The organism is Pseudomonas sp. G2-4 (assembly GCF_030064125.1).
GTDB lineage: Bacteria > Pseudomonadota > Gammaproteobacteria > Pseudomonadales > Pseudomonadaceae > Aquipseudomonas.
Genome location: NZ_CP125957.1, coordinates 5828072 through 5852500 on the forward strand (window position 1 = coordinate 5828072; position 24429 = coordinate 5852500).

Here is a 24429-nt window from a genome sequence, read left to right on the forward strand (position 1 = left end):
CGAAGCTGACTCGAAAAGAGCTTACTCGATGATTTTGGCTACGACGCCAGCGCCGACGGTACGACCGCCTTCACGGATAGCGAAACGCAGACCGTCTTCCATTGCGATGGTCTTGATCAGGGTGACAACCATTTTGATGTTGTCGCCTGGCATTACCATTTCAACGCCTTCCGGCAGTTCGCAGTTACCGGTCACGTCAGTGGTCCGGAAGTAGAACTGCGGACGGTAGCCTTTGAAGAACGGAGTGTGACGGCCGCCTTCTTCCTTGCTCAGAACGTACACTTCAGCTTCGAACTTGGTGTGCGGCTTGACCGAACCTGGCTTAACCAGAACCTGGCCACGCTCAACGTCGTCACGCTTGGTACCACGCAGCAGAACGCCGCAGTTCTCGCCAGCACGACCTTCGTCGAGCAGCTTACGGAACATTTCAACACCGGTGCAGGTGGTGACGGTAGTGTCACGCAGACCAACGATTTCCAGTGGATCCTGAACCTTGACGATACCGCGCTCGATACGACCGGTTACAACAGTACCGCGACCCGAGATCGAGAATACGTCTTCGATTGGCATCAGGAATGGCTTGTCGATAACACGAACTGGCTCTGGGATGTAGCTGTCCAGAGTTTCTACCAGGCGCTTGACAGCGGTGGTACCCATTTCGTTGTCGTCTTGGCCGTTCAGAGCCATCAGAGCCGAACCGATGATGATCGGAGTGTCGTCACCTGGGAAGTCGTAAGTGCTCAGCAGATCGCGCACTTCCATCTCAACCAGTTCCAGCAGCTCAGCGTCGTCAACCATGTCAGCCTTGTTCAGGAAGACAACGATGTACGGAACGCCAACCTGACGGGACAGCAGGATGTGCTCACGGGTTTGTGGCATCGGACCATCAGCGGCCGAACAAACCAGGATCGCGCCGTCCATCTGGGCAGCACCGGTGATCATGTTCTTCACATAGTCAGCGTGACCTGGGCAGTCAACGTGAGCGTAGTGACGAATCGAAGAGTTGTACTCAACGTGCGCGGTGTTGATGGTGATACCACGAGCCTTCTCTTCCGGAGCGCTGTCGATTTTGTCGAAAGCAACAACGGCCGAGCCGAAAACTTCGGAGCAGACGCGAGTCAGAGCAGCAGTCAGGGTGGTTTTACCGTGGTCAACGTGACCAATGGTGCCAACGTTGACGTGCGGTAGGGAACGATCAAATTTTTCTTTAGCCACGACAATTAACTCCTAGCCTAAAGGGGCTGAATCAGCCTTGTTTTTTGGTAACAGTTTCGACGATATGCGACGGAGCTGTATTGTATTTTTTGAATTCCATAGAGTAGCTTGCGCGACCCTGAGACATGGAACGAACGTCGGTCGCGTAACCGAACATTTCACCCAACGGAACCTCGGCACGAATAACCTTGCCGGAAACCGTATCTTCCATACCCAGAATCATGCCACGACGACGGTTAAGGTCGCCCATGACATCACCCATGTAGTCTTCAGGCGTTACGACTTCTACCGCCATGATCGGCTCGAGCAACTCACCACCGCCCTTCTGGGCCAGTTGCTTGGTTGCCATGGAAGCAGCCACCTTGAACGCCATCTCGTTGGAGTCGACGTCGTGGTAAGAACCATCGAACACAGTTGCCTTCAGGCCGATCAGCGGATAGCCGGCAACAACGCCGTTCTTCATCTGCTCTTCGATACCCTTCTGGATCGCCGGGATGTATTCCTTAGGAACCACACCACCTACGACTTCGTTCACGAATTGCAAACCTTCCTGACCTTCGTCAGCGGGTGCAAAACGAATCCAGCAATGGCCAAACTGACCACGACCGCCGGACTGGCGAACGAACTTGCCTTCGATCTCACAGTTCTTCGTGATGCGCTCACGATAGGAAACCTGAGGCTTGCCGATGTTGGCTTCGACGTTGAACTCGCGGCGCATCCGGTCAACCAGGATGTCCAAGTGCAGCTCGCCCATGCCAGAGATGATCGTTTGACCAGTCTCTTCATCAGTCTTAACGCGGAAAGATGGATCTTCCTGAGCAAGCTTGCCCAGAGCGATACCCATTTTTTCCTGGTCATCCTTGGTTTTTGGCTCAACGGCAACCGAAATAACCGGCTCCGGGAAGTCCATGCGAACAAGGATGATTGGCTTGTCGCCGTTGCACAAAGTCTCACCCGTGGTGACGTCCTTCATGCCGATCAAGGCCGCGATGTCACCAGCGCGCACTTCCTTGATCTCTTCGCGGGCGTTTGCGTGCATCTGCACCATACGACCCACGCGCTCTTTCTTGCCTTTTACAGAGTTGATCACGCCGTCGCCGGAGTTCAACACACCCGAGTAAACCCGGACAAAGGTCAAGGTACCCACGAATGGGTCAGTAGCGATCTTGAACGCCAGAGCCGAGAACGGCTCGCTGTCGTCTGCATGACGCTCCAGCTCGATAGTCTCGTCATCCGGGTCAGTACCCTTGATGGCAGGAATGTCGGTCGGCGCAGGCAGGAAGTCGATCACGGCGTCGAGAACCAGGGGAACACCCTTGTTCTTGAAGGAAGAACCACAAACAGCCAGGACGATCTCACCAGCGATAGTACGCTGACGCAGAGCAGCCTTGATTTCCTCGTTGGTGAGCTCTTCACCCTCGAGGTACTTGTTCATCAGTTCTTCGTTGGCTTCGGCCGCAGCCTCAACCATGTTGCCGCGCCACTTCTCGGCTTCTTCCAGCAACTCTGCAGGGATGTCCTTGCGAACAGGAACCATACCCTTGTCAGCGTCGTTCCAGTAGACCGCTTGCATGTTGATCAGATCGATCTGACCCTGGAAGTTGTCTTCGGAACCGATAGCCAACTGGATCGGCACCGGAGTGTGACCCAGACGCTGCTTGATCTGAGCGATCACGCGCAGGAAGTTGGCGCCCGCACGGTCCATCTTGTTCACATAAACAAGACGCGGAACGCCGTATTTGTTGGCCTGACGCCATACGGTTTCCGACTGAGGCTCAACACCCGAGGTGCCGCAGAACACAACCACAGCGCCGTCGAGCACGCGCAGGGAACGTTCTACTTCAATGGTGAAGTCCACGTGACCCGGGGTGTCGATGACGTTGAAGCGGTGCTCGTCCTTGTACTGCTTCTCAGAACCCTTCCAGAAAGCGGTAATGGCAGCAGAAGTAATGGTAATACCACGCTCCTGCTCCTGCACCATCCAGTCGGTGGTCGCGGCGCCATCATGCACCTCGCCCATCTTGTGACTTTTGCCAGTGTAAAAAAGGACGCGCTCAGTGGTGGTGGTTTTACCAGCATCCACGTGAGCAACGATACCGATGTTACGGTAGCGGTTAATCGGTGTAGTACGAGCCATAAAGCCCTCGCAAATTGAGTGACGCTAAAATTAGAAGCGGTAGTGCGAGAAAGCCTTGTTGGCTTCAGCCATACGGTGCACGTCTTCACGCTTCTTAACTGCAGCACCTTTACCTTCAGCAGCGTCCAACAGTTCGCCAGCCAAGCGCAGAGCCATGGACTTCTCGCCGCGCTTGCGGGCGAAGTCTACCAACCAGCGCATTGCCAGGGCGTTACGACGGGACGGACGAACTTCGACCGGAACCTGGTAAGTAGCACCGCCTACACGGCGCGACTTCACTTCGACCAGCGGAGCGATGGCGTCGAGAGCTTTCTCGAAGATTTCCAGGGGATCGCTGTTCTTGCGTTCCTTAACTTTGTCCAGTGCGCCATAAACAATACGCTCGGCAACGGCTTTCTTGCCGCTTTCCATTACGTGGTTCATGAACTTGGCGAGAATCTGGCTTCCGTATTTCGGATCGTCCAGAATCTCTCGTTTGGCTGCTACGCGACGTCTTGGCATTGATAAGCCCTCAAACGGTCTTCAGGTTCGCTCGGAATCGGTGCCCTTGCGGGACGCCTCCGACCTTACTCTTATCGACTCAAAAAAAATAAAATCAGTTTTTTACCAAAAGCCGCTACTACTTAGGCTTCTTGGTACCGTACTTCGAACGACCCTGGTTACGACCTTTGACGCCGGAAGTATCCAAAGAACCGCGAACGGTGTGGTAACGAACACCTGGCAAGTCTTTTACACGACCGCCGCGGATCAGGACCACGCTGTGCTCTTGCAGGTTGTGGCCTTCACCGCCGATGTACGAGGAAACCTCGAAACCGTTGGTCAGACGCACACGGCATACTTTACGCAGTGCCGAGTTAGGTTTTTTCGGCGTGGTGGTATACACACGGGTGCATACGCCACGACGTTGCGGGCAGTTCTGCAGCGCAGGTACGTCGGATTTCTCGACGATACGCTTACGCGGCTGACGTACCAGCTGGTTGATAGTTGCCATCTACTAGCTCCACTGTTGTCTTGCGACGCTATTGTCTTACAAGAAAAGCAAAATGGCAGGAACGAATTCCCGCCAAATTTAGGGGATCAAGAGTCTAAAGAGGATCTTGTTCCCAGTCAAGGCAAGGCCCCGACCTCCCCGCCCGCCGGATCTCGACAATTTGTCGCGATTCGGCGAACGGGATGACCAGGGCCAGGCACTCAATTACTGCCGAACTCAGTTACCGCTCGAGTTCAGTGCTTCGGTCAGTGCAGCTTCCACTTCACTGGCGCTGACGCGCAACGGCTTGTCTGCTTCGCGGCGACGCTTGCGTTCGCTGTGATAGGCCAAACCGGTACCGGCCGGGATCAGACGACCCACGACCACGTTTTCTTTCAGGCCGCGCAGGTAGTCGCGCTTGCCGGTTACCGCCGCTTCGGTCAGTACGCGGGTGGTTTCCTGGAAGGAAGCCGCCGAGATGAACGATTCGGTGGACAACGACGCCTTGGTGATACCCAGCAGCACGCGAGTGAACTTGGATACGAACTTGTCATCCGCAGCCAGGCGCTCGTTCTCTACCAGTACGTGAGTCAGCTCCATCTGGTCGCCCTTGATGAAACTCGAGTCGCCGGATTCAGCGATCTCGACCTTACGCAGCATCTGACGCAGGATGGTCTCGATGTGCTTGTCGTTGATCTTCACGCCTTGTAGACGATAAACATCCTGGATCTCGTTCACGATGTACTTGGCCAGCGCACTCACACCCAGCAGACGCAGGATGTCGTGTGGATCGCTCGGGCCGTCGGAGATCACTTCGCCGCGGTTTACCTGTTCGCCTTCGAAGACGTTCAGGTGACGCCACTTCGGAATCAGCTCTTCGTACGGATCGCTACCGTCGTTCGGCGTGATGACCAGACGGCGCTTGCCCTTGGTCTCTTTACCGAACGCGATGGTGCCGCTGACTTCAGCCAGAATCGAGGCTTCTTTCGGACGACGGGCTTCGAACAAGTCGGCAACACGCGGCAGACCACCGGTGATGTCGCGAGTTTTCGAAGTTTCCTGCGGGATACGGGCGATAACATCACCGATCGCGATCCGCGCACCGTCCGCAACACCGACCAGGGCGTTGGCTGGCAGGAAGTACTGAGCGATTACGTCAGTGCCTGGCAGCAACAGATCCTTGCCGTTGTCGTCGACCATCTTCACGGCAGGACGGATGTCCTTGCCGGCAGCTGGACGATCTTTCGCGTCAAGTACTTCGATGTTGGTCATACCGGTCAATTCGTCAGTCTGACGCTTGATCGTGATGCCTTCTTCCATGCCCACGTAGGTCACGGTACCTTTCATTTCGGTCACGATTGGGTGGGTGTGCGGATCCCACTTGGCCACAATAGCGCCAGCGTCGACCTTGTCACCTTCCTTGACCGAAATCACAGCACCGTACGGCAGCTTGTAACGCTCGCGCTCACGACCGAAGTCGTCAGCGATCGCCAGCTCACCGGAACGGGATACAGCCACCAGGTGACCGTCCACGCGCTCAACGTGCTTCAGGTTGTGCAGACGGACAGTACCGCCATTCTTCACCTGAACGCTGTCGGCTGCAGAGGTCCGGCTTGCCGCACCACCAATGTGGAACGTACGCATCGTCAGCTGGGTACCCGGCTCACCGATGGACTGGGCAGCGATAACGCCGACCGCTTCACCGATGTTCACCTGGTGACCACGAGCCAGGTCGCGACCGTAGCACTTGGCGCAAATACCGTAGCGGGTTTCGCAGCTGATCGGCGAGCGCACGATCACTTCGTCGATGCTGTTGAGCTCGATGAACTCGACCCACTTCTCGTCAACCAGGGTGCCGGCAGGAACGATGACGTCCTCGGTACCTGGCTTGAATACGTCACGGGCAATGACACGACCCAATACGCGCTCACCCAGCGGCTCTACAACGTCACCGCCTTCAATGTGCGGTGTCATTACCAGGCCGTGCTCAGTGCCGCAATCGATCTCGGTCACGACCAGATCCTGGGCGACGTCTACCAGACGACGAGTCAGGTAACCGGAGTTCGCGGTTTTCAACGCGGTATCCGCAAGACCCTTACGAGCACCGTGAGTGGAGATGAAGTACTGAAGTACGCTCAAACCTTCACGGAAGTTCGCGGTAATCGGGGTCTCGATGATGGAACCGTCCGGCTTGGCCATCAGGCCACGCATACCGGCGAGCTGACGGATCTGCGCAGCAGAACCCCGTGCGCCCGAGTCGGCCATCATGTACATGGAGTTGAAGGACTCTTGGTCGACTTCATTGCCATGACGGTCGATGACTTTCTCTTTCGAGAGGTTGGCCATCATCGCCTTGGATACTTCGTCGTTCGCCTTGGACCAGAGGTCGATCACCTTGTTGTACTTCTCGCCCTGGGTTACCAGGCCGGAAGCGTACTGGCTTTCGATCTCTTTCACTTCTTCGGTAGCAGCACCGATGATGCGGGCTTTTTCATCCGGGATAACGAAGTCGTTAACACCGATGGAAACGCCGGAAATGGTCGAATAAGCAAAGCCGGTGTACATCAACTGGTCAGCGAAGATCACGGTCTCTTTCAGACCAACCACGCGGTAGCACTGGTTGATCAGCTTGGAGATCGCCTTTTTCTTCATCGGCAGGTTGACGACATCGTAGGACAAGCCTTTTGGCACAACCTGGAACAACAGCGCACGGCCGACAGTGGTGTCGACGATACGGGTGTTGGTCACGCTGCCACCATCACGGTCGTTGACGGTTTCGTTGATCCGCACTTTGACCTTGGCATGCAGTGCGGCTTCGCCGGCACGGAACACACGGTCAACTTCCTGCAGATCCGCGAACACACGACCTTCGCCCTTGGCGTTGATCGCTTCACGAGTCATGTAGTACAGACCCAATACAACGTCCTGCGACGGAACGATGATTGGCTCACCGTTGGCTGGCGACAGGATGTTGTTGGTAGACATCATCAACGCGCGCGCTTCGAGCTGGGCTTCCAGCGTCAGCGGCACGTGCACGGCCATTTGGTCGCCGTCGAAGTCGGCGTTGTACGCAGCACAGACCAGCGGGTGCAGCTGGATGGCTTTACCTTCGATCAGTACCGGTTCAAACGCCTGGATACCCAGACGGTGAAGGGTCGGTGCACGGTTGAGCAGCACTGGGTGTTCGCGAATCACTTCAGCGAGAACGTCCCAGACTTCTGGCAGCTCGCGCTCGACCATTTTCTTCGCCGCTTTAATGGTGGTAGCGAGACCACGCATTTCCAGCTTGCCGAAAATGAACGGCTTGAACAGTTCCAGAGCCATTTTCTTAGGCAGACCGCACTGGTGCAGACGCAGGGTCGGGCCTACGGTAATTACCGAACGACCGGAGTAGTCAACACGCTTACCGAGCAAGTTCTGACGGAAACGACCCTGCTTACCCTTGATCATGTCGGCCAAGGATTTCAGAGGACGCTTGTTGGAACCGGTGATAGCGCGGCCACGACGACCGTTGTCGAGCAGTGCGTCGACAGCTTCTTGCAACATACGCTTTTCGTTGCGCACGATGATGTCCGGAGCGGACAGATCAAGCAGGCGCTTCAAGCGGTTGTTACGGTTGATCACTCGACGATACAGATCGTTGAGGTCAGAAGTCGCGAAACGACCGCCATCGAGCGGAACCAGTGGACGCAGGTCTGGCGGCAGAACCGGCAGAACGGTCAGCACCATCCACTCTGGCAGGTTGCCGGAACCCTGGAAGGCTTCCATCAACTTCAGACGCTTGGACAGCTTCTTGATCTTGGTTTCGGAGTTGGTTTGCGGAATTTCTTCGCGCAGACGGCCAATCTCGTGCTCCAGGTCGATAGCGTGCAGCAGTTCGCGGACAGCTTCGGCACCCATGCGGGCATCGAAATCGTCGCCGAATTCTTCCAGCGCTTCGAAGTACTGCTCGTCGTTCAGCAGCTGACCTTTTTCAAGGGTGGTCATGCCTGGATCGATAACGACATAGCTCTCGAAGTAGAGAACGCGTTCGATATCACGCAGGGTCATGTCCATCAGCAGGCCGATACGGGACGGCAGCGATTTCAGGAACCAGATGTGGGCAACCGGCGAGGCCAGTTCGATGTGGGCCATGCGCTCACGACGAACTTTTGCCAGCGCAACTTCAACGCCGCACTTCTCGCAGATCACACCACGGTGCTTCAAGCGCTTGTACTTACCGCACAGGCACTCGTAATCCTTTACCGGGCCAAAGATCTTGGCGCAGAACAGGCCGTCACGCTCGGGTTTGAACGTACGGTAGTTGATGGTTTCCGGCTTTTTAACTTCACCGAACGACCACGAACGGATCATCTCAGGCGAGGCCAATCCAATACGGATGGCGTCGAACTCTTCGACTTGACCCTGGTTTTTCAGCAAATTCAGTAGGTCTTTCAAGGCCTTTCCTCCTGGCGGAGCAGAGAGCGGGCCAAACAGCCCCGCTCTCGATTCGCGTCACGTGTTATTCGGTTTCCAGATCGATATCGATGCCGAGGGAACGAATTTCCTTGATCAACACGTTGAAAGACTCGGGCATGCCCGGCTCCATACGGTGATCGCCGTCCACGATGTTTTTGTACATCTTGGTCCGGCCGTTCACATCGTCCGACTTCACTGTGAGCATTTCTTGCAGAGTGTATGCAGCACCGTACGCTTCCAGTGCCCAGACCTCCATCTCCCCGAAACGCTGACCACCGAACTGCGCCTTACCACCCAGCGGCTGCTGGGTAACCAGGCTGTAAGAACCGGTAGAACGAGCGTGCATCTTGTCGTCTACCAAGTGGTTCAGCTTCAGCATGTACATGTAGCCAACGGTAACCGGGCGCTCGAACTTGTTGCCGGTACGGCCGTCGAACAGCTGCATCTGGCCGCTTTCTGGCAAGTCTGCCAGTTTCAGCATGGCCTTGATTTCGCTTTCCTTGGCACCGTCGAACACCGGAGTAGCCATTGGAACGCCGCCGCGCAGGTTCTTCGCCAAGTCCAGGATTTCCTGGTCGGTGAAGGTGTCCAGCTCTTCGTTGCGTCCGCCGATCTCGTTGTAGATCTCGTGCAGGAACTTACGCAGGTCAGCGACCTTGCGCTGCTCTTCGATCATACGGTTGATCTTCTCGCCCAGACCTTTGGCCGCAAGGCCCAGGTGGGTTTCAAGGATCTGACCAACGTTCATACGCGAAGGTACGCCCAACGGGTTGAGGACCACATCGACCGGGGTGCCATTGGCATCGTGCGGCATGTCTTCAACCGGCATGATCACGGAGACCACACCCTTGTTACCGTGACGACCGGCCATCTTGTCGCCCGGCTGGATGCGGCGACGGATTGCCAGGTAAACCTTGACGATTTTCAGCACGCCCGGAGCCAGGTCATCGCCCTGCTGCAGTTTGCGCTTCTTGTCTTCGAACTTGTCGTCCAGCAGACGGCGGCGATCAACGATATAGGCCTGGGCCTTCTCGAGCTGCTCGTTCAGAGCATCTTCAGCCATGCGCAGCTTGAACCACTGGCCATGCTCAAGACCGTCGAGAACTTCGTCGGTGATTTCCTGACCTTTCTTCAGGCCTGCGCCGCCTTCGGCCTTATGGCCAACCAAAGCGGAGCGCAGACGCTCGAAAGTTGCGCCTTCAACGATACGGAACTCTTCGTTCAGGTCCTTGCGGATCTCGTCGAGTTGAGTCTTCTCGATGGACAGTGCACGAGCATCACGCTCGACGCCGTCACGGGTGAAGACTTGTACGTCGATAACGGTACCCTTGGTGCCGGTAGGCACGCGCAGGGAGGTGTCTTTAACGTCGCTGGCTTTTTCACCGAAGATGGCACGCAGCAGTTTTTCTTCCGGAGTCAGCTGGGTCTCGCCTTTCGGAGTGACCTTGCCCACCAGGATGTCGCCTGCGCCTACCTCAGCACCTACATAAACGATACCGGCTTCGTCCAGCTTGTTCAGTGCAGCTTCACCCACGTTCGGGATGTCTGCAGTGATTTCCTCTGGACCAAGCTTGGTGTCACGAGCCACACAGGTCAGTTCCTGGATGTGGATCGTGGTGAAGCGATCTTCCTGAACAACACGCTCGGACAGGCAGATGGAGTCTTCGAAGTTGAAGCCGTTCCATGCCATGAACGCGATGCGCATGTTCTGACCCAGTGCCAGCTCACCCATATCGGTGGACGGACCGTCGGCCATGATGTCGCTACGCTGAACCCGATCACCCTTGCTCACCAGCGGACGCTGGTTGATGCAGGTGTTCTGGTTGGAGCGGGTGTATTTGGTCAGGTTGTAGATGTCGACACCGGCTTCGCCAGTTTCAACTTCGTCATCGGCAACACGAACCACGATACGGCTGGCATCAACGGAGTCGATCACGCCACCACGACGAGCCACGACGCAAACGCCGGAGTCACGGGCTACGTTTCGCTCCATGCCGGTACCTACCAGCGGCTTGTCAGCGCGCAGGGTGGGTACAGCTTGACGCTGCATGTTCGAACCCATCAACGCACGGTTGGCGTCGTCGTGCTCGAGGAACGGGATCAGCGACGCTGCAACCGAAACTACCTGCTTCGGCGATACGTCCATCAAGGTGACGTCTTCCGGCGCCTTGACGGTGAACTCGTTCAGGTGACGAACAGCTACCAGCTCGTCGATCAGGACTTTCTTGTCGTTCATCGTGGCCGAAGCCTGAGCGATCACGTGATCGGCTTCTTCGATGGCGGACAGGAAGACGATCTCGTCGGTGACCAGAGCGTCTTTCACCACACGGTATGGGCTCTCGAGGAAGCCATACTGGTTGGTGCGCGCATAGGCAGCCAGGGAGTTGATCAGACCGATGTTCGGACCTTCCGGCGTTTCAATCGGGCATACACGACCGTAGTGAGTCGGGTGTACGTCACGAACTTCGAAACCTGCGCGCTCACGGGTCAGACCGCCCGGGCCGAGTGCAGAGACACGACGCTTGTGGGTGATCTCGGACAGCGGGTTGTTCTGGTCCATGAACTGGGACAGCTGGCTCGAACCGAAGAACTCCTTCACCGCCGCAGCCACTGGCTTGGCGTTGATCAGGTCTTGCGGCATCAGGCCTTCGCTTTCAGCCATCGACAGACGTTCCTTGACCGCGCGCTCTACACGCACCAGGCCAACACGGAACTGGTTCTCAGCCATTTCGCCTACGCAGCGAACACGACGGTTACCCAGGTGGTCGATGTCATCGACGATGCCTTTGCCGTTACGGATGTCGACCAGAGTCTTGAGCACCGCAACGATGTCGTCTTTATTCAACACGCCCGAACCTTCGATCTCGGTACGACCGATACGACGGTTGAACTTCATCCGGCCGACCGCTGACAGGTCATAGCGCTCAGGGCTGAAGAACAGGTTGTTGAACAAGGTCTCGGCTGCATCCTTGGTTGGCGGCTCGCCAGGACGCATCATGCGGTAGATTTCGACCAAGGCTTCCAGTTGGTTGCCAGTGGAGTCAATCTTCAGCGTGTCGGAGATGAACGGGCCGCAGTCGATGTCGTTGGTGTACAGCGTTTCGATGCGAACGACCTGGGCCTTGGCGATTTTCGCCAGGATCTCAGTGTTCAGCTCGGTGTTGCACTCTGCCAGGATTTCGCCGGTAGCCGGATGCACGATGACCTTGGCGGTGGTGCGACCCAGGACGTAGTCCAGAGGCACCTGCAGCTCCTTGATCCCGGCCTTTTCCAGCTGGTTGATGTGGCGAGCGGTAATACGACGACCCTGCTCGACAATAACCTTCCCTTTGTCATCCAGGATATCGAGGACCGCAATTTCACCGCGCAGACGCTGAGGCACCAGCTCCAGGCTAAGGTTTTCACCTTGCACGTGGAAGACGTTGGTGGTGTAGAACGCGTCCAATACTTCTTCGGTGGTATAGCCGAGCGCACGCAGCAGTACCGATGCAGGCAGCTTGCGACGACGGTCGATACGCACGAATACGCAGTCTTTCGGGTCGAACTCGAAGTCCAGCCACGAGCCGCGGTAAGGAATGATGCGCGCGGAGTAAAGCAGTTTGCCGGAGCTGTGCGTCTTGCCACGGTCGTGGTCGAAGAACACGCCCGGAGAACGGTGCAGCTGGGAAACGATTACACGCTCGGTACCGTTGATTACGAAGGTACCGTTCTCAGTCATCAGGGGGATTTCACCCATGTAGACTTCTTGCTCTTTGATGTCCTTGATCGCTTTGTTCGACGATTCTTTGTCGAAAATGATCAGGCGCACTTTTACCCGCAAAGGTACGGCGTAAGTTACACCGCGCAATACGCATTCTTTGACATCAAATGCCGGTTCGCCCAGGCGATAACCGACGTACTCCAGCGCAGCATTGCCGGAGTAGCTGATGATCGGGAAAACGGATTTGAAGGCCGCATGCAGGCCCACGTCGCGGAACTGATCTTTAGTCGCTCCCGCTTGCAAGAATTCACGATACGAATCCAGCTGGATGGCCAGGAGGTACGGCACATCCATGACGTCCGGCAACTTGCTAAAGTCCTTGCGGATACGTTTTTTCTCAGTATATGAGTAAGCCATCAGCGTTCCCCAGCTTGGTCACCTGCTTGTTTGGCCCCTCCCGACGGGAGCAGCCAGAAAATCGTGCAAACCCCATGGTTTGCGCCACCACATCGGGTGGTTACAGCTCGTTATCGGCACCGACCCAGTCGGCTGGCAATAACGGAAAAAGGCCGGTGGCATGAGCCACCAGCCATCAGCCTGTCGCTTAACGCTCGGGCTGGAGACGCAAAGTCGATGCTTACTTCAGCTCGACTTTAGCGCCTGCTTCTTCCAGAGTTGCTTTGGCTTTGTCAGCTGCGTCTTTCGAAACAGCTTCCAGAACCATGGCAGGAGCGCCGTCAACTACAGCCTTGGCTTCTTTCAGGCCCAGACCGGTCAGTTCACGTACTGCCTTGATCACGTTAACTTTCTTCTCGCCAGCTTCGGTCAGCATGACGTTGAATTCGGTTTGCTCTTCAACAACGGCGGCAGCAGCAGCTGGACCGGCGGAAGCAGCGGCAGCGGAAACGCCGAATTTTTCTTCGAAAGCTTTGATCAGCTCAACAACCTGCAGAACGGACATTTCAGCTACGGCGTTGAGGATATCGTCTTGGGAGATAGACATTGCTGTATTTCCTGAATTGGGGGACGGCCTACGCGGCCATCGAAATAAACAAAAAAGCGCGAGAGAAAATGCTCAGCCTTAGGCTGCGGCAGCTTCTTTTTGCTCGCGAACTGCAGCCAGAGTACGAGCCAGCTTGCTGGTAGCGCCTTGAATCACGCTCATCAGCTGCGAAATGGCTTCGTTGCGGGTCGGCAGTGTTGCCAGTACGTCGATTTGGTTAGCTGCGAGGAACTTGCCCTCGAACGCAGCTGCCTTGATCTCGAACTTATCCTGACTCTTGGCGAATTCCTTGAACAAACGGGCAGCAGCGCCTGGATGATCCTTGGAGAACGCGATCAGAGTCGGGCCAGTGAACACGTCGTTGAGGACACTGTATTCAGTGTCAGCAACGGCGCGCTTGAGCAGGGTGTTACGTACGACACGTACATAAACGCCAGCTTCACGGGCCTCTTTACGGAGTCCGGTCATTGCGCCTACTGTTACGCCACGGGCATCAGCCACGACAGCGGACAGAGCGACTTTGGCAGCCTCGTTGACTTCAGCGACGATGGCCTTCTTGTCTTCGAGATTAATTGCCACGGGTTTAACTCCTGCTTGTTACCGTTTCATCCGGTCGAAACCGAATGTCGTTTTGGTGTCTGATTCGGTAAGGAACCGGGAGCACCATCTGCGTAGGCTTGAGGTTTAAGACTTGCGTCGCCTACGGTCTTGGACAGCCCCCGCCAGGCAGGGACCCCAATTTTTTCAATTGGCGCAATCGCTTGCGCCAATCCGAGTCTTACGCGTCGAGCGAGCTCTGATCGATGACCAGACCTGGGCCCATAGTGGTGCTCAGGGTAACGCGCTTGACGTAGATACCTTTCGAAGAAGCCGGCTTGATACGCTTCAGATCAGCGATCAGGGCTTCAACGTTTTCCTTCAGCTTGACGGCGTCGAAGCCAATCTTGCCAACGGAAGTGTGAATGATGCCGTTTTTGTCGGTGCGATAACGAACCTGACCAGCCTTGGCGTTTTTAACCGCGGTGGCTACGTCTGGCGTTACGGTGCCGACTTTAGGGTTAGGCATCAGACCACGTGGACCGAGGATCTGGCCCAACTGACCCACAACGCGCATGGCATCCGGGGATGCGATCACTACGTCATAGTTCAGGTCGCCGCCTTTCATTTCGGCAGCCAGATCGTCCATACCGACGCGATCAGCACCAGCAGCCAGAGCAGCTTCAGCTGCTGGGCCCTGGGTGAAAACAGCAACACGAACGGTCTTGCCAGTGCCGTGTGGCAGCACGGTAGCGCTACGAACGACCTGGTCGGATTTACGAGGGTCAACGCCCAGGTTTACAGCAACGTCGAACGACTCGCTGAACTTGACAGTCGACAGCTCGGCCAGCAGAGCGGCGGCATCTACAAAGTTGTAGGCCTTGCCTGCTTCGATTTTGCCGGCGATAGCCTTTTGACGCTTGGTCAGCTTAGCCATTACACACCCTCCACGTTAAGGCCCATGCTACGAGCAGAACCGGCGATAGTACGCACGGCTGCATCCATATCAGCTGCAGTCAGATCCGCGTTTTTGGTTTTCGCGATTTCTTCCAGCTGAGCACGGGTAACGGTGCCAACCTTAACGGTGTTTGGACGAGCGGAACCGCTGGTCAAACCTGCAGCCTTCTTCAGCAGAACCGAAGCAGGGGTGCTCTTTGTTTCGAAAGTGAAGCTGCGGTCGCTGTATACAGTGATGATCACTGGAGTCGGCAAACCTGGCTCAAGACCCTGAGTACGGGCGTTGAAAGCCTTGCAGAATTCCATGATGTTCACACCGTGCTGACCCAGGGCAGGACCAACGGGTGGGCTTGGGTTAGCCTGAGCGGCCTTCACTTGCAGCTTGATGTAAGCGGTAATTTTCTTGGCCATGAGGCACTCCAATTACGGGTTCGAACGCCTATAAAGGCTCCCCGGTTACTTGCGCGTTTATCCCAGTGACGACAAAACCCCACAGCCTAGGGCTGCGGGGTTGGGATGCCTGTTCAATCAGACCTTTTCGACCTGACTGAACTCTAACTCTACCGGAGTAGAGCGACCGAAAATGAGCACAGCCACTTGGATCCGGCTCTTTTCGTAGTTAACTTCTTCAACCGTGCCGTTAAAATCGGCGAATGGACCATCGGTGACGCGTACAACTTCACCTGGTTCAAACAACGTTTTCGGCTTCGGCTTATCGCTACCATCAGCGACACGACGCAGAATCGCTTCTGCCTCTTTATCGGTAATCGGCGCAGGCTTATCAGCGGTTCCGCCAATGAAGCCCATCACCCGAGGGGTATCCTTGACCAAGTGCCAAGTCCCTTCGTTCATATCCATTTGTACCAGCACGTAGCCCGGAAAGAACTTGCGTTCACTTTTGCGCTTCTGGCCATTACGCATCTCAACCACTTCTTCAGTGGGGACCAGAATCTCGCCAAAGCCATCTTCCATGCCAGCCAGCTTGACGCGCTCTACCAGCGAGCGCATAACATGCTTCTCGTAACCCGAGTAAGCATGCACAACGTACCAACGCTTAGCCACGGGACACCCTTAGCCAACAATCAAGGAAACAAGCCAGCCGAGCAGGGAATCAAGCCCCCACAACAGCAACGCCATTACCAGAACAACAGCCACAACGATCAACGTGGTCTGCGTGGTTTCTTGGCGAGTCGGCCATACGACTTTACGAATCTCAGTGCGAGCTTCCTTCGCGAGTACAAAGAACGACTTACCCTTGGCTGTTTGCAAACCAACGAAGGCAGCAACAGCAGCAATGGCAAGCAATGCGAGTACACGGTACAGGATCGGCGAAGCAGAGTAATACTGATTGCCAACAACGCCAACAACCACCAAAGCGGCTACTACTAGCCACTTGAGCAGATCGAAGCGAGAGCCTTGAGCTTCAGCTTTAGGAGTCATCTATGAAGATCCTGTGAAAAGAAAGCCAGACACACCAAGTGAATCTGGCAGGTCAGGAGGGAATCGAACCCCCAACCTACGGTTTTGGAGACCGTCGCTCTGCCAATTGAGCTACTGACCTAAAACAAAATCAGGCCGACCATTATGCCGGCCCGAAAAAGACATTACAACTGTTTACTCGATGACTTTGGCTACGACGCCTGCGCCGACGGTACGACCGCCTTCACGGATAGCGAAACGCAGACCATCTTCCATCGCGATGGTTTTGATCAGAGTGACAGTCATTTGAATGCTGTCACCCGGCATTACCATCTCAACACCTTCTGGCAGCTCGCAGTTACCAGTCACGTCAGTCGTACGGAAGTAGAACTGTGGACGGTAGCCTTTGAAGAACGGAGTATGACGACCGCCCTCTTCCTTGCTCAGAACGTAAACCTCTGCCGTGAACTTTGTGTGCGGCTTGACGGTGCCCGGCTTGACCAGAACCTGGCCACGCTCGACATCATCACGCTTGGTGCCACGCAGCAACACACCGCAGTTTTCGCCAGCACGACCTTCGTCGAGCAGCTTACGAAACATTTCAACACCGGTGCAGGTAGTTTTCTGAGTATCACGCAGACCGACGATCTCAACTTCTTCCTGGATGCGGACGATGCCACGCTCAACACGACCAGTCACAACAGTGCCGCGACCCGAGATCGAGAATACGTCCTCGATTGGCATCAGGAACGGCTTGTCGATTGCACGCTCCGGCTCTGGGATGTAGCTATCCAGAGTCTCGACCAACTTCTTGACGGCAGTAGTACCCATCTCGTTGTCGTCTTGACCATTCAGAGCCATCAGGGCCGAACCGATGATGATCGGAGTGTCGTCACCTGGGAAATCGTAAGTGCTCAGCAGATCGCGCACTTCCATCTCAACCAGCTCCAGCAGCTCAGCGTCGTCAACCATGTCAGCCTTGTTCAGGAAGACAACGATGTACGGAACGCCTACCTGACGGGACAGCAGGATATGCTCGCGAGTTTGCGGCATCGGACCATCAGCGGCCGAGCAAACCAGAATCGCACCATCCATCTGGGCAGCACCGGTGATCATGTTCTTCACATAGTCAGCGTGACCAGGGCAGTCAACGTGTGCGTAGTGACGCACGGCCGAGTCGTATTCAACGTGAGCGGTATTGATGGTGATACCACGAGCTTTCTCTTCCGGGGCGCTATCGATCTTGTCGAAGTCAACCTTGGCCGAACCGAAAACTTCGGAGCAGACCCGAGTCAGAGCAGCGGTCAGCGTGGTCTTACCATGGTCGACGTGACCGATAGTACCAACGTTGACGTGCGGCTTATTACGTTCGAACTTTTCCTTAGCCATCGAAATCACCCTCAGGAGAAGAATTTAGCAAGTCACACAAGCCATTAAAACAAAGGCAGATATTTTCATATCTGCCTTGTTATATGGAGCTCTTGAGCGGATTTGAACCGCTGACCTCACCCTTACCAAGGGTGTGCTCTACCAACTGAGCTACAAGAGCGAAACACTATGCACAACCTGCAAACTTGGAGCGGGTAGCGGGAATCGAACCCGCATCATCAGCTTGGAAGGCTGAGGTTCTACCACTAAACTATACCCGCGGAGCTTGCAGCTCACGCTAAAATGGTGGAGGGGGAAGGATTCGAACCTTCGAAGTCGTAGACGTCAGATTTACAGTCTGATCCCTTTGGCCGCTCGGGAACCCCTCCTAAGCGAGCCGGCATTCTATATTATGCCGACCTTCTGTCAAGCATTTTCTCATTAAAAACCTGAGGTTAGCTGCGTTGACTACGCTTCGCATCGTTAACCGTGAAAGGTCTTCACTGCGAAGCGGGCGCCATTCTATGCAAACTATCCTGCCGGTGCAACCCCTTCGCAAGGCATTATTTTATGTTTTAACTCATTGAATTCTTTAGAAAGGTTTTGAAGCAGCGCCTCACTCACTTTCCCCGCGCTATCCGGAGGAACCTGAACCCAAAACCCTCCCCCTTCGGGCGAGTTCGGCGAGCCCAACGCAGCGGGACGAGTCCCAACCCCCAATACCGTCAGTCTCTGCTCCAGCTGCCTCGCCATTTCCGGGCGAGCAAAACCACCCAGATAGACACACGTCTTTTGCGCTTCAGCGGCTTTTCCCAAATCACGCTTCACCAGGGCATCAGCTGTTTCGCTCAAGAGATGAATATCCTGCTGCGAGCCCCGATACAAACTCAACGGCGTAACATCCTTTGCGCGAAGCGGGGCCTCCTGTTGATGCCAGACGTAGTAAAAGACATTCAAAACCAGCAATAACAGGAACAGCCACCGCATAGAAACCTCAGGATAAAGGACAGGCCATTGCCAATCCAACAAAAACCAGGTCAGGCACCACCTTGGCATCAGGAACAACCCCAGAAACCAAATTGGCGTCTCCTCCCGTGAGAAACACCACGAAATTGCTCCCCCAATATTCCCGAGCCAACTCAAGCTGCGTCAGGACAAACCCCCTGAGCATCAGCATGCAACCACGCTCGACCGCTTCAACAGTCGTGCGACCAGGAACCAGACTCTCATGGGCTCGTTCGGCGGCGGTATCGTCATAACGAATGCGTCGAGTATGGGTACGCAATTGATTACGCATCAAAGGCATACCTGGACAAATGAACCCCCCAAGATGCCCACCATCAGCAGCTACAAAATCCGCGGTGATAGCCGTACCAAAATCGAGCACCAGGCAGGCCCCAGAAGCAAGATGAAACCCACCGAGCAGCGCTAACCAGCGATCGAGCCCCAACCGCTCGTAATCCTCATAGCCATTGCTTACTCCCGCCATCTCCCGAGCGGGGACGGCACGAGCCACGGACACGCCAAAAACATCAACCAGCGAAGCAACTAAGGAGTCAGTCTCTTCCGGAGTTCTCACACTAACCAGGCGACATTTCTTGAGCTGGAATTTTTTTGCGCAACTCAAACTCGCCAACAGATCGCTGTCAGAACTGACCACCCCTCCCTCGACCGGGGTAAGACCATCGGACTGAAGGACACGCCATTTGATAAAGCTATTGCCGCAGTCGAGCTCAAGAATCATCACGCAACCTCAAACTGAGCTCACCACCGCTAAAGATTTTTTCCACGCCATCCACCTTCAACCGCAGCGCACCCTGGCGGTCAATACCCATCACAACGCCGTCAATTTGATTGATGCCGGCAATCAATGATACAGCCCGCCCCTGCCACAGATGGTATCGCTCCCATTCCAACTGGATCGCAGCAAACCCTGACGCATGATGAAGCCTCAGATATTGTTGAAGCTTCGCGCCCAAACGAGCCACCAGTTCATTCCGGTCAAAATCCCTACCCGCCTCAAGACACATGGATGTCCACTGCTGATCGACCTCGTCGGTCGATTGCATATTCACATTGATCCCTACACCCAGGACAACGTGGCAGAAATCCGCAGGATCCCCTACCAACTCAAGCAAAATACCTGCGATTTTTTTCTCACCGACCAGGACATCGTTAGGCCATTTAAGTCCCGCTTCCACAATCCCCATATCACGCAAAGCGTGCATGACAGCAAGCCCCACCACAAGACTGAGCCCTTCGATCTGCCGCATGCCGCCATCAATGCGCAATACCAGACTGAAATAGAGGTTATCGGCAAAAGGACTGACCCACTTACGGCCGCGACGGCCACGACCAGCTATCTGCCGTTCAGCCAACACCATGAAGGGAGCCGCCACTCCGCGCTCTATGGCGCGCAGCGCTTCTGCGTTAGTGGAGTCGACGGAGTCAAATATATGAATAGGCCATTCACGGAGCCCTTGCGCGCCGATCTCAGCCGCCTCCAAAAGCAGCAGAGGCTTCGCCAACTGATACCCCCGGCCTCGAACCTTGTGAACAGACAACCCTAACTCTGCTTCCAGGTGCTGCAGCTGCTTCCATACAGCGCTGCGGCTGATACCCAGCGCAACACCCAGCGCCTGGCCCGAATGGAAGCGACCATCCTTCAGAAGTTTTAGCAACGTGAGCATGCGAACGGCGCCCTGATAATGAGGCCCGCATGATAGCTATGCGCAAGACAGTTGCATAGAAACACAAAATGTCTTTCCTGCGGGCAAAACAAAACCCCTACCTGCGTCAGCAGATAGGGGTTTCGGAATTTAATCTTGACGATGACCTACTCTCACATGGGGAAACCCCACACTACCATCGGCGATGCATCGTTTCACTGCTGAGTTCGGGATGGGATCAGGTGGTTCCAATGCTCTATGGTCGTCAAGAAATTCGGTAGCCGGCGCGTGCCTTGCGGTCACGTTCCAGCAAATGGGTATGCGATAGTTTGTGTGTTGCTTTGTGAGCAGCTTCGAACTTTCGGTTCGTGTCGTCTTCACACACCGCAATCTGGCCTCTTTCGAGTTCACAAATTGCTTGGGTGTTATATGGTCAAGCCTCACGGGCAATTAGTACAGGTTAGCTCAACGCCTCACAGCGCTTACACACCCTGCCTATCAACGTCGTAGTCTTCGACGGCCCTTCAGGGGACTCAAGGTCCCAGTGAGATCTCATCTTGAGGCAAGTTTCCCGCTTAGATGCTTTCAGCGGTTATCTTTCCCGAACATAGCTACCCGGCAATGCCACTGGCGTGACAACCGGAACACCAGAGGTTCGTCCACTCCGGTCCTCTCGTACTAGGAGCAGCCCCTCTCAAATCTCAAACGTCCACGGCAGATAGGGACCGAACTGTCTCACGACGTTCTAAACCCAGCTCGCGTACCACTTTAAATGGCGAACAGCCATACCCTTGGGACCGGCTTCAGCCCCAGGATGTGATGAGCCGACATCGAGGTGCCAAACACCGCCGTCGATATGAACTCTTGGGCGGTATCAGCCTGTTATCCCCGGAGTACCTTTTATCCGTTGAGCGATGGCCCTTCCATACAGAACCACCGGATCACTAAGACCTACTTTCGTACCTGCTCGACGTGTCTGTCTCGCAGTCAAGCGCGCTTTTGCCTTTATACTCTACGACCGATTTCCGACCGGTCTGAGCGCACCTTCGTACTCCTCCGTTACTCTTTAGGAGGAGACCGCCCCAGTCAAACTACCCACCATACACTGTCCTCGATCCGGATAACGGACCTGAGTTAGAACCTCAAAGTTGCCAGGGTGGTATTTCAAGGTTGGCTCCACGCGAACTGGCGTCCACGCTTCAAAGCCTCCCACCTATCCTACACAAGCAAATTCAAAGTCCAGTGCAAAGCTATAGTAAAGGTTCACGGGGTCTTTCCGTCTAGCCGCGGATACACTGCATCTTCACAGCGATTTCAATTTCACTGAGTCTCGGGTGGAGACAGCGCCGCCATCGTTACGCCATTCGTGCAGGTCGGAACTTACCCGACAAGGAATTTCGCTACCTTAGGACCGTTATAGTTACGGCCGCCGTTTACCGGGGCTTCGATCAAGAGCTTCGCGTTAGCTAACCCCATCAATTAACCTTCCGGCACCGGGCAGGCGTCACACCCTATACGTCCACTTTCGTGTTTGCAGAGTGCTGTGTTTTTAATAAACAGTCGCAGCGGCCTGGTATCTTCGACCGGCATGAGCTTACGGAGCAAGTCCTTCACCCTCACCGGCGCACCTTCTCCCGAAGTTACGGTGCCATTTTGCCTAGTTCCTTCACCCGAGTTCTCTCAAGCGCCTTGGTATTCTCTACCCAACCACCTGTGTCGGTTTGGGGTACGGTTCCTGGTTACCTGAAGCTTAGAAGCTTTTCTTGGAAGCATGGCATCAACCACTTCGTCACCCAAAGGGTAACTCGTCATCAGCTCTCGGCCTTGAAATCCCGGATTTACCTAAGATTCCAGCCTACCACCTTAAACTTGGACAACCAACGCCAAGCTGGCCTAGCCTTCTCCGTCCCTCCATCGCAATAACCAGAAGTACAGGAATATTAACCTGTTTTCCATCGACTACGCTTTTCAGCCTCGCCTTAGGGACCGACTAACCCTGCGTCGATTAACGTTGCGCAGGAAACCTTGGTCTTTCGGCGTGGGTGTTTTTCACACCCATTGTCGTTACTCATGTCAGCATTCGCACTTCTGATACCTCCAGCAAGCTTCTCAACTCACCTTCACAGGCTTACAGAACGCTCCTCTACCGCATCACCTAAGTGATACCCGTAGCTTCGGTGTATGGTTTGAGCCCCGTTACATCTTCCGCGCAGGCCGACTCGACTAGTGAGCTATTACGCTTTCTTTAAAGGGTGGCTGCTTCTAAGCCAACCTCCTAGCTGTCTAAGCCTTCCCACATCGTTTCCCACTTAACCATAACTTTGGGACCTTAGCTGACGGTCTGGGTTGTTTCCCTTTTCACGACGGACGTTAGCACCCGCCGTGTGTCTCCCATGCTCGGCACTTGTAGGTATTCGGAGTTTGCATCGGTTTGGTAAGTCGGGATGACCCCCTAGCCGAAACAGTGCTCTACCCCCTACAGTGATACATGAGGCGCTACCTAAATAGCTTTCGAGGAGAACCAGCTATCTCCGAGCTTGATTAGCCTTTCACTCCGATCCACAGGTCATCCGCTAACTTTTCAACGGTAGTCGGTTCGGTCCTCCAGTTAGTGTTACCCAACCTTCAACCTGCCCATGGATAGATCGCCCGGTTTCGGGTCTATTCCCAGCGACTAGACGCCCTATTAAGACTCGCTTTCGCTACGCCTCCCCTATTCGGTTAAGCTCGCCACTGAAAATAAGTCGCTGACCCATTATACAAAAGGTACGCAGTCACCCAACAAAGTGGGCTCCCACTGCTTGTACGCATACGGTTTCAGGATCTATTTCACTCCCCTCTCCGGGGTTCTTTTCGCCTTTCCCTCACGGTACTAGTTCACTATCGGTCAGTCAGTAGTATTTAGCCTTGGAGGATGGTCCCCCCATATTCAGACAAAGTTTCTCGTGCTCCGTCCTACTCGATTTCACTTCTAAGATCCTTTCGCGTACAGGGCTATCACCCACTATGGCCGCACTTTCCAGAGCGTTCCGCTAAAATCAAAGAAGCTTAAGGGCTAGTCCCCGTTCGCTCGCCACTACTAAGGGAATCTCGGTTGATTTCTTTTCCTCAGGGTACTTAGATGTTTCAGTTCCCCTGGTTCGCCTCTTGCACCTATGTATTCAGTACAAGATAACCATCTTATGATGGCTGGGTTCCCCCATTCAGACATCTCCGGATCAAAGTCTGTTTGCCGACTCCCCGAAGCTTTTCGCAGGCTACCACGTCTTTCATCGCCTCTGACTGCCAAGGCATCCACCGTATGCGCTTCTTCACTTGACCATATAACCCCAAGCAATCTGGTTATACTGTGAAGACGACATTCGCCGAAAATTCGTACGCTTGCTCACTTAAGAGCAACTCACAAATTTTACCTTAGCCTGATCCGTTACCAGTGAAAGTAACGTCCAGTCTATCTTTCTATCACATACCCAAATTTTTAAAGAACGAACTAGTCAAAGACTAGAAATCAACATTCACCATCGAACCGATGGAATGCTCATTTCTAAGCTTTACAAGAGAAGCAGTAGTGGTGGAGCCAAACGGGATCGAACCGTTGACCTCCTGCGTGCAAGGCAGGCGCTCTCCCAGCTGAGCTATGGCCCCGTATTTCTACAGGCGTTTCCCACACAAAATTGGTGGGTCTGGGCAGATTCGAACTGCCGACCTCACCCTTATCAGGGGTGCGCTCTAACCAACTGAGCTACAGACCCAATTTCGAGCTACTAAGGCCGACCTCACCCTGCTCTTTACCACAGAGCATGGGGTGCGCTCTAACCAACCAAGCCACAACCCTTTTGGCTGCTTCTTTCGTCTTCTTCAATGAATCAAGCAATTCGTGTGGGAGCTCATGAAGCAGCTGCGGTCGTCGATTAAGGAGGTGATCCAGCCGCAGGTTCCCCTACGGCTACCTTGTTACGACTTCACCCCAGTCATGAATCACACCGTGGTAACCGT

16 protein-coding genes, 6 tRNA genes and 3 rRNA genes (1 of these 25 running past the window's edge) are annotated in these 24429 nt (G+C 54.9%); all 25 read right to left on the reverse strand.

Going from position 1 to position 24429, the window contains the following annotated elements; genetic code table 11:
• Positions 1-21 precede the first annotated feature (21 nt).
• Positions 22-1215, reverse strand: a complete 1194-nt coding sequence (gene tuf / locus QNH97_RS25595) for an elongation factor Tu (RefSeq protein WP_003186071.1) — start codon at positions 1213-1215, stop codon at positions 22-24.
• 31 nt (positions 1216-1246) lie between these two features.
• Positions 1247-3352, reverse strand: coding sequence for an elongation factor G (fusA, locus tag QNH97_RS25600; protein ID WP_283554439.1), 2106 nt, complete (start codon positions 3350-3352; stop codon positions 1247-1249).
• Between the two features lie 30 nt (positions 3353-3382).
• The gene (gene rpsG / locus QNH97_RS25605; protein ID WP_003186074.1) at positions 3383-3853 is read right to left on the reverse strand and encodes a 30S ribosomal protein S7; all 471 of its coding nucleotides are present in this window, start codon (positions 3851-3853) and stop codon (positions 3383-3385) included.
• Positions 3854-3971: 118 nt separating this feature from the next.
• Positions 3972-4343, reverse strand: a complete 372-nt coding sequence (gene rpsL / locus QNH97_RS25610; RefSeq protein ID WP_002555494.1) for a 30S ribosomal protein S12 — start codon at positions 4341-4343, stop codon at positions 3972-3974.
• Between the two features lie 216 nt (positions 4344-4559).
• A complete protein-coding gene (gene rpoC / locus QNH97_RS25615; protein ID WP_283554440.1) occupies positions 4560-8759 on the reverse strand; it encodes a DNA-directed RNA polymerase subunit beta' in 4200 nt (1399 codons plus the stop codon).
• A 64-nt stretch (positions 8760-8823) separates the two neighbouring features.
• Positions 8824-12897, reverse strand: a complete 4074-nt coding sequence (gene rpoB / locus QNH97_RS25620; RefSeq protein WP_212797810.1) for a DNA-directed RNA polymerase subunit beta — start codon at positions 12895-12897, stop codon at positions 8824-8826.
• Between the two features lie 220 nt (positions 12898-13117).
• Positions 13118-13483, reverse strand: a complete 366-nt coding sequence (gene rplL / locus QNH97_RS25625; protein WP_025215758.1) for a 50S ribosomal protein L7/L12 — start codon at positions 13481-13483, stop codon at positions 13118-13120.
• A 78-nt stretch (positions 13484-13561) separates the two neighbouring features.
• A complete protein-coding gene (rplJ, locus tag QNH97_RS25630) occupies positions 13562-14062 on the reverse strand; it encodes a 50S ribosomal protein L10 (protein ID WP_025215759.1) in 501 nt (166 codons plus the stop codon).
• A 199-nt stretch (positions 14063-14261) separates the two neighbouring features.
• Complete coding sequence (gene rplA, locus QNH97_RS25635; RefSeq protein ID WP_003186095.1) at positions 14262-14957, reverse strand: 50S ribosomal protein L1; 696 nt, start codon at positions 14955-14957, stop codon at positions 14262-14264.
• Positions 14957-15388 carry a 50S ribosomal protein L11 gene (gene rplK, locus QNH97_RS25640; protein ID WP_003176435.1) on the reverse strand — a complete coding sequence of 144 codons (432 nt, stop codon included), beginning with the start codon at positions 15386-15388 and terminating at the stop codon, positions 14957-14959. Before rplK ends, rplA begins: the two co-directional genes overlap by 1 nt.
• A 117-nt stretch (positions 15389-15505) precedes the next feature.
• The gene (nusG, locus tag QNH97_RS25645) at positions 15506-16039 is read right to left on the reverse strand and encodes a transcription termination/antitermination protein NusG (protein WP_003186097.1); all 534 of its coding nucleotides are present in this window, start codon (positions 16037-16039) and stop codon (positions 15506-15508) included.
• Between the two features lie 9 nt (positions 16040-16048).
• Positions 16049-16417, reverse strand: a complete 369-nt coding sequence (gene secE, locus QNH97_RS25650; RefSeq protein ID WP_283554441.1) for a preprotein translocase subunit SecE — start codon at positions 16415-16417, stop codon at positions 16049-16051.
• A gap of 45 nt (positions 16418-16462) precedes the next feature.
• Positions 16463-16538: transfer RNA gene (locus QNH97_RS25655), tRNA-Trp, on the reverse strand.
• Between the two features lie 53 nt (positions 16539-16591).
• Positions 16592-17785 carry an elongation factor Tu gene (tuf, locus tag QNH97_RS25660; RefSeq protein ID WP_283554442.1) on the reverse strand — a complete coding sequence of 398 codons (1194 nt, stop codon included), beginning with the start codon at positions 17783-17785 and terminating at the stop codon, positions 16592-16594.
• An 84-nt stretch (positions 17786-17869) separates the two neighbouring features.
• Positions 17870-17945: transfer RNA gene (locus QNH97_RS25665), tRNA-Thr, on the reverse strand.
• 26 nt (positions 17946-17971) lie between these two features.
• Positions 17972-18045 (reverse strand) — tRNA-Gly (locus tag QNH97_RS25670).
• Positions 18046-18068: 23 nt separating this feature from the next.
• A tRNA-Tyr gene (locus QNH97_RS25675) sits at positions 18069-18153 on the reverse strand.
• A gap of 142 nt (positions 18154-18295) precedes the next feature.
• Complete coding sequence (locus QNH97_RS25680) at positions 18296-18751, reverse strand: hypothetical protein (protein WP_283554443.1); 456 nt, start codon at positions 18749-18751, stop codon at positions 18296-18298.
• A gap of 7 nt (positions 18752-18758) precedes the next feature.
• Complete coding sequence (locus QNH97_RS25685) at positions 18759-19508, reverse strand: pantothenate kinase (protein WP_283554444.1); 750 nt, start codon at positions 19506-19508, stop codon at positions 18759-18761.
• Complete coding sequence (gene birA, locus QNH97_RS25690) at positions 19498-20454, reverse strand: bifunctional biotin--[acetyl-CoA-carboxylase] ligase/biotin operon repressor BirA (RefSeq protein WP_283554445.1); 957 nt, start codon at positions 20452-20454, stop codon at positions 19498-19500. The genes QNH97_RS25685 and birA overlap by 11 nt, the downstream gene beginning before the upstream one ends.
• A 133-nt stretch (positions 20455-20587) precedes the next feature.
• A 5S ribosomal RNA gene (rrf, locus tag QNH97_RS25695) occupies positions 20588-20703 on the reverse strand.
• Between the two features lie 159 nt (positions 20704-20862).
• Positions 20863-23754, reverse strand: a 23S ribosomal RNA gene (locus QNH97_RS25700).
• 248 nt (positions 23755-24002) lie between these two features.
• Positions 24003-24078, reverse strand: a tRNA-Ala gene (locus tag QNH97_RS25705).
• A 30-nt stretch (positions 24079-24108) separates the two neighbouring features.
• Positions 24109-24185: transfer RNA gene (locus QNH97_RS25710), tRNA-Ile, on the reverse strand.
• Between the two features lie 160 nt (positions 24186-24345).
• Positions 24346-24429 (reverse strand): 16S ribosomal RNA (locus tag QNH97_RS25715); it runs 1453 nt beyond the window's last position.
• The 16S, 23S and 5S rRNA genes sit together here with 2 tRNA genes alongside, the layout of an rRNA operon.

Coding starts and splice junctions, on each gene's coding strand:
- fusA (WP_283554439.1), bottom strand. CDS start 3,352: ATGGCTCGTACTACACCGATTAACCGCTACCGTAACATCGGTATCGTT.
- rpsG (WP_003186074.1), bottom strand. CDS start 3,853: ATGCCAAGACGTCGCGTAGCAGCCAAACGAGAGATTCTGGACGATCCG.
- rpsL (WP_002555494.1), bottom strand. CDS start 4,343: ATGGCAACTATCAACCAGCTGGTACGTCAGCCGCGTAAGCGTATCGTC.
- rpoB (WP_212797810.1), bottom strand. CDS start 12,897: ATGGCTTACTCATATACTGAGAAAAAACGTATCCGCAAGGACTTTAGC.
- rplL (WP_025215758.1), bottom strand. CDS start 13,483: ATGTCTATCTCCCAAGACGATATCCTCAACGCCGTAGCTGAAATGTCC.
- rplA (WP_003186095.1), bottom strand. CDS start 14,957: ATGGCTAAGCTGACCAAGCGTCAAAAGGCTATCGCCGGCAAAATCGAA.
- rplK (WP_003176435.1), bottom strand. CDS start 15,388: ATGGCCAAGAAAATTACCGCTTACATCAAGCTGCAAGTGAAGGCCGCT.
- secE (WP_283554441.1), bottom strand. CDS start 16,417: ATGACTCCTAAAGCTGAAGCTCAAGGCTCTCGCTTCGATCTGCTCAAG.
- tuf (WP_283554442.1), bottom strand. CDS start 17,785: ATGGCTAAGGAAAAGTTCGAACGTAATAAGCCGCACGTCAACGTTGGT.
- QNH97_RS25680 (WP_283554443.1), bottom strand. CDS start 18,751: ATGCGGTGGCTGTTCCTGTTATTGCTGGTTTTGAATGTCTTTTACTAC.
- QNH97_RS25685 (WP_283554444.1), bottom strand. CDS start 19,508: ATGATTCTTGAGCTCGACTGCGGCAATAGCTTTATCAAATGGCGTGTC.
- birA (WP_283554445.1), bottom strand. CDS start 20,454: ATGCTCACGTTGCTAAAACTTCTGAAGGATGGTCGCTTCCATTCGGGC.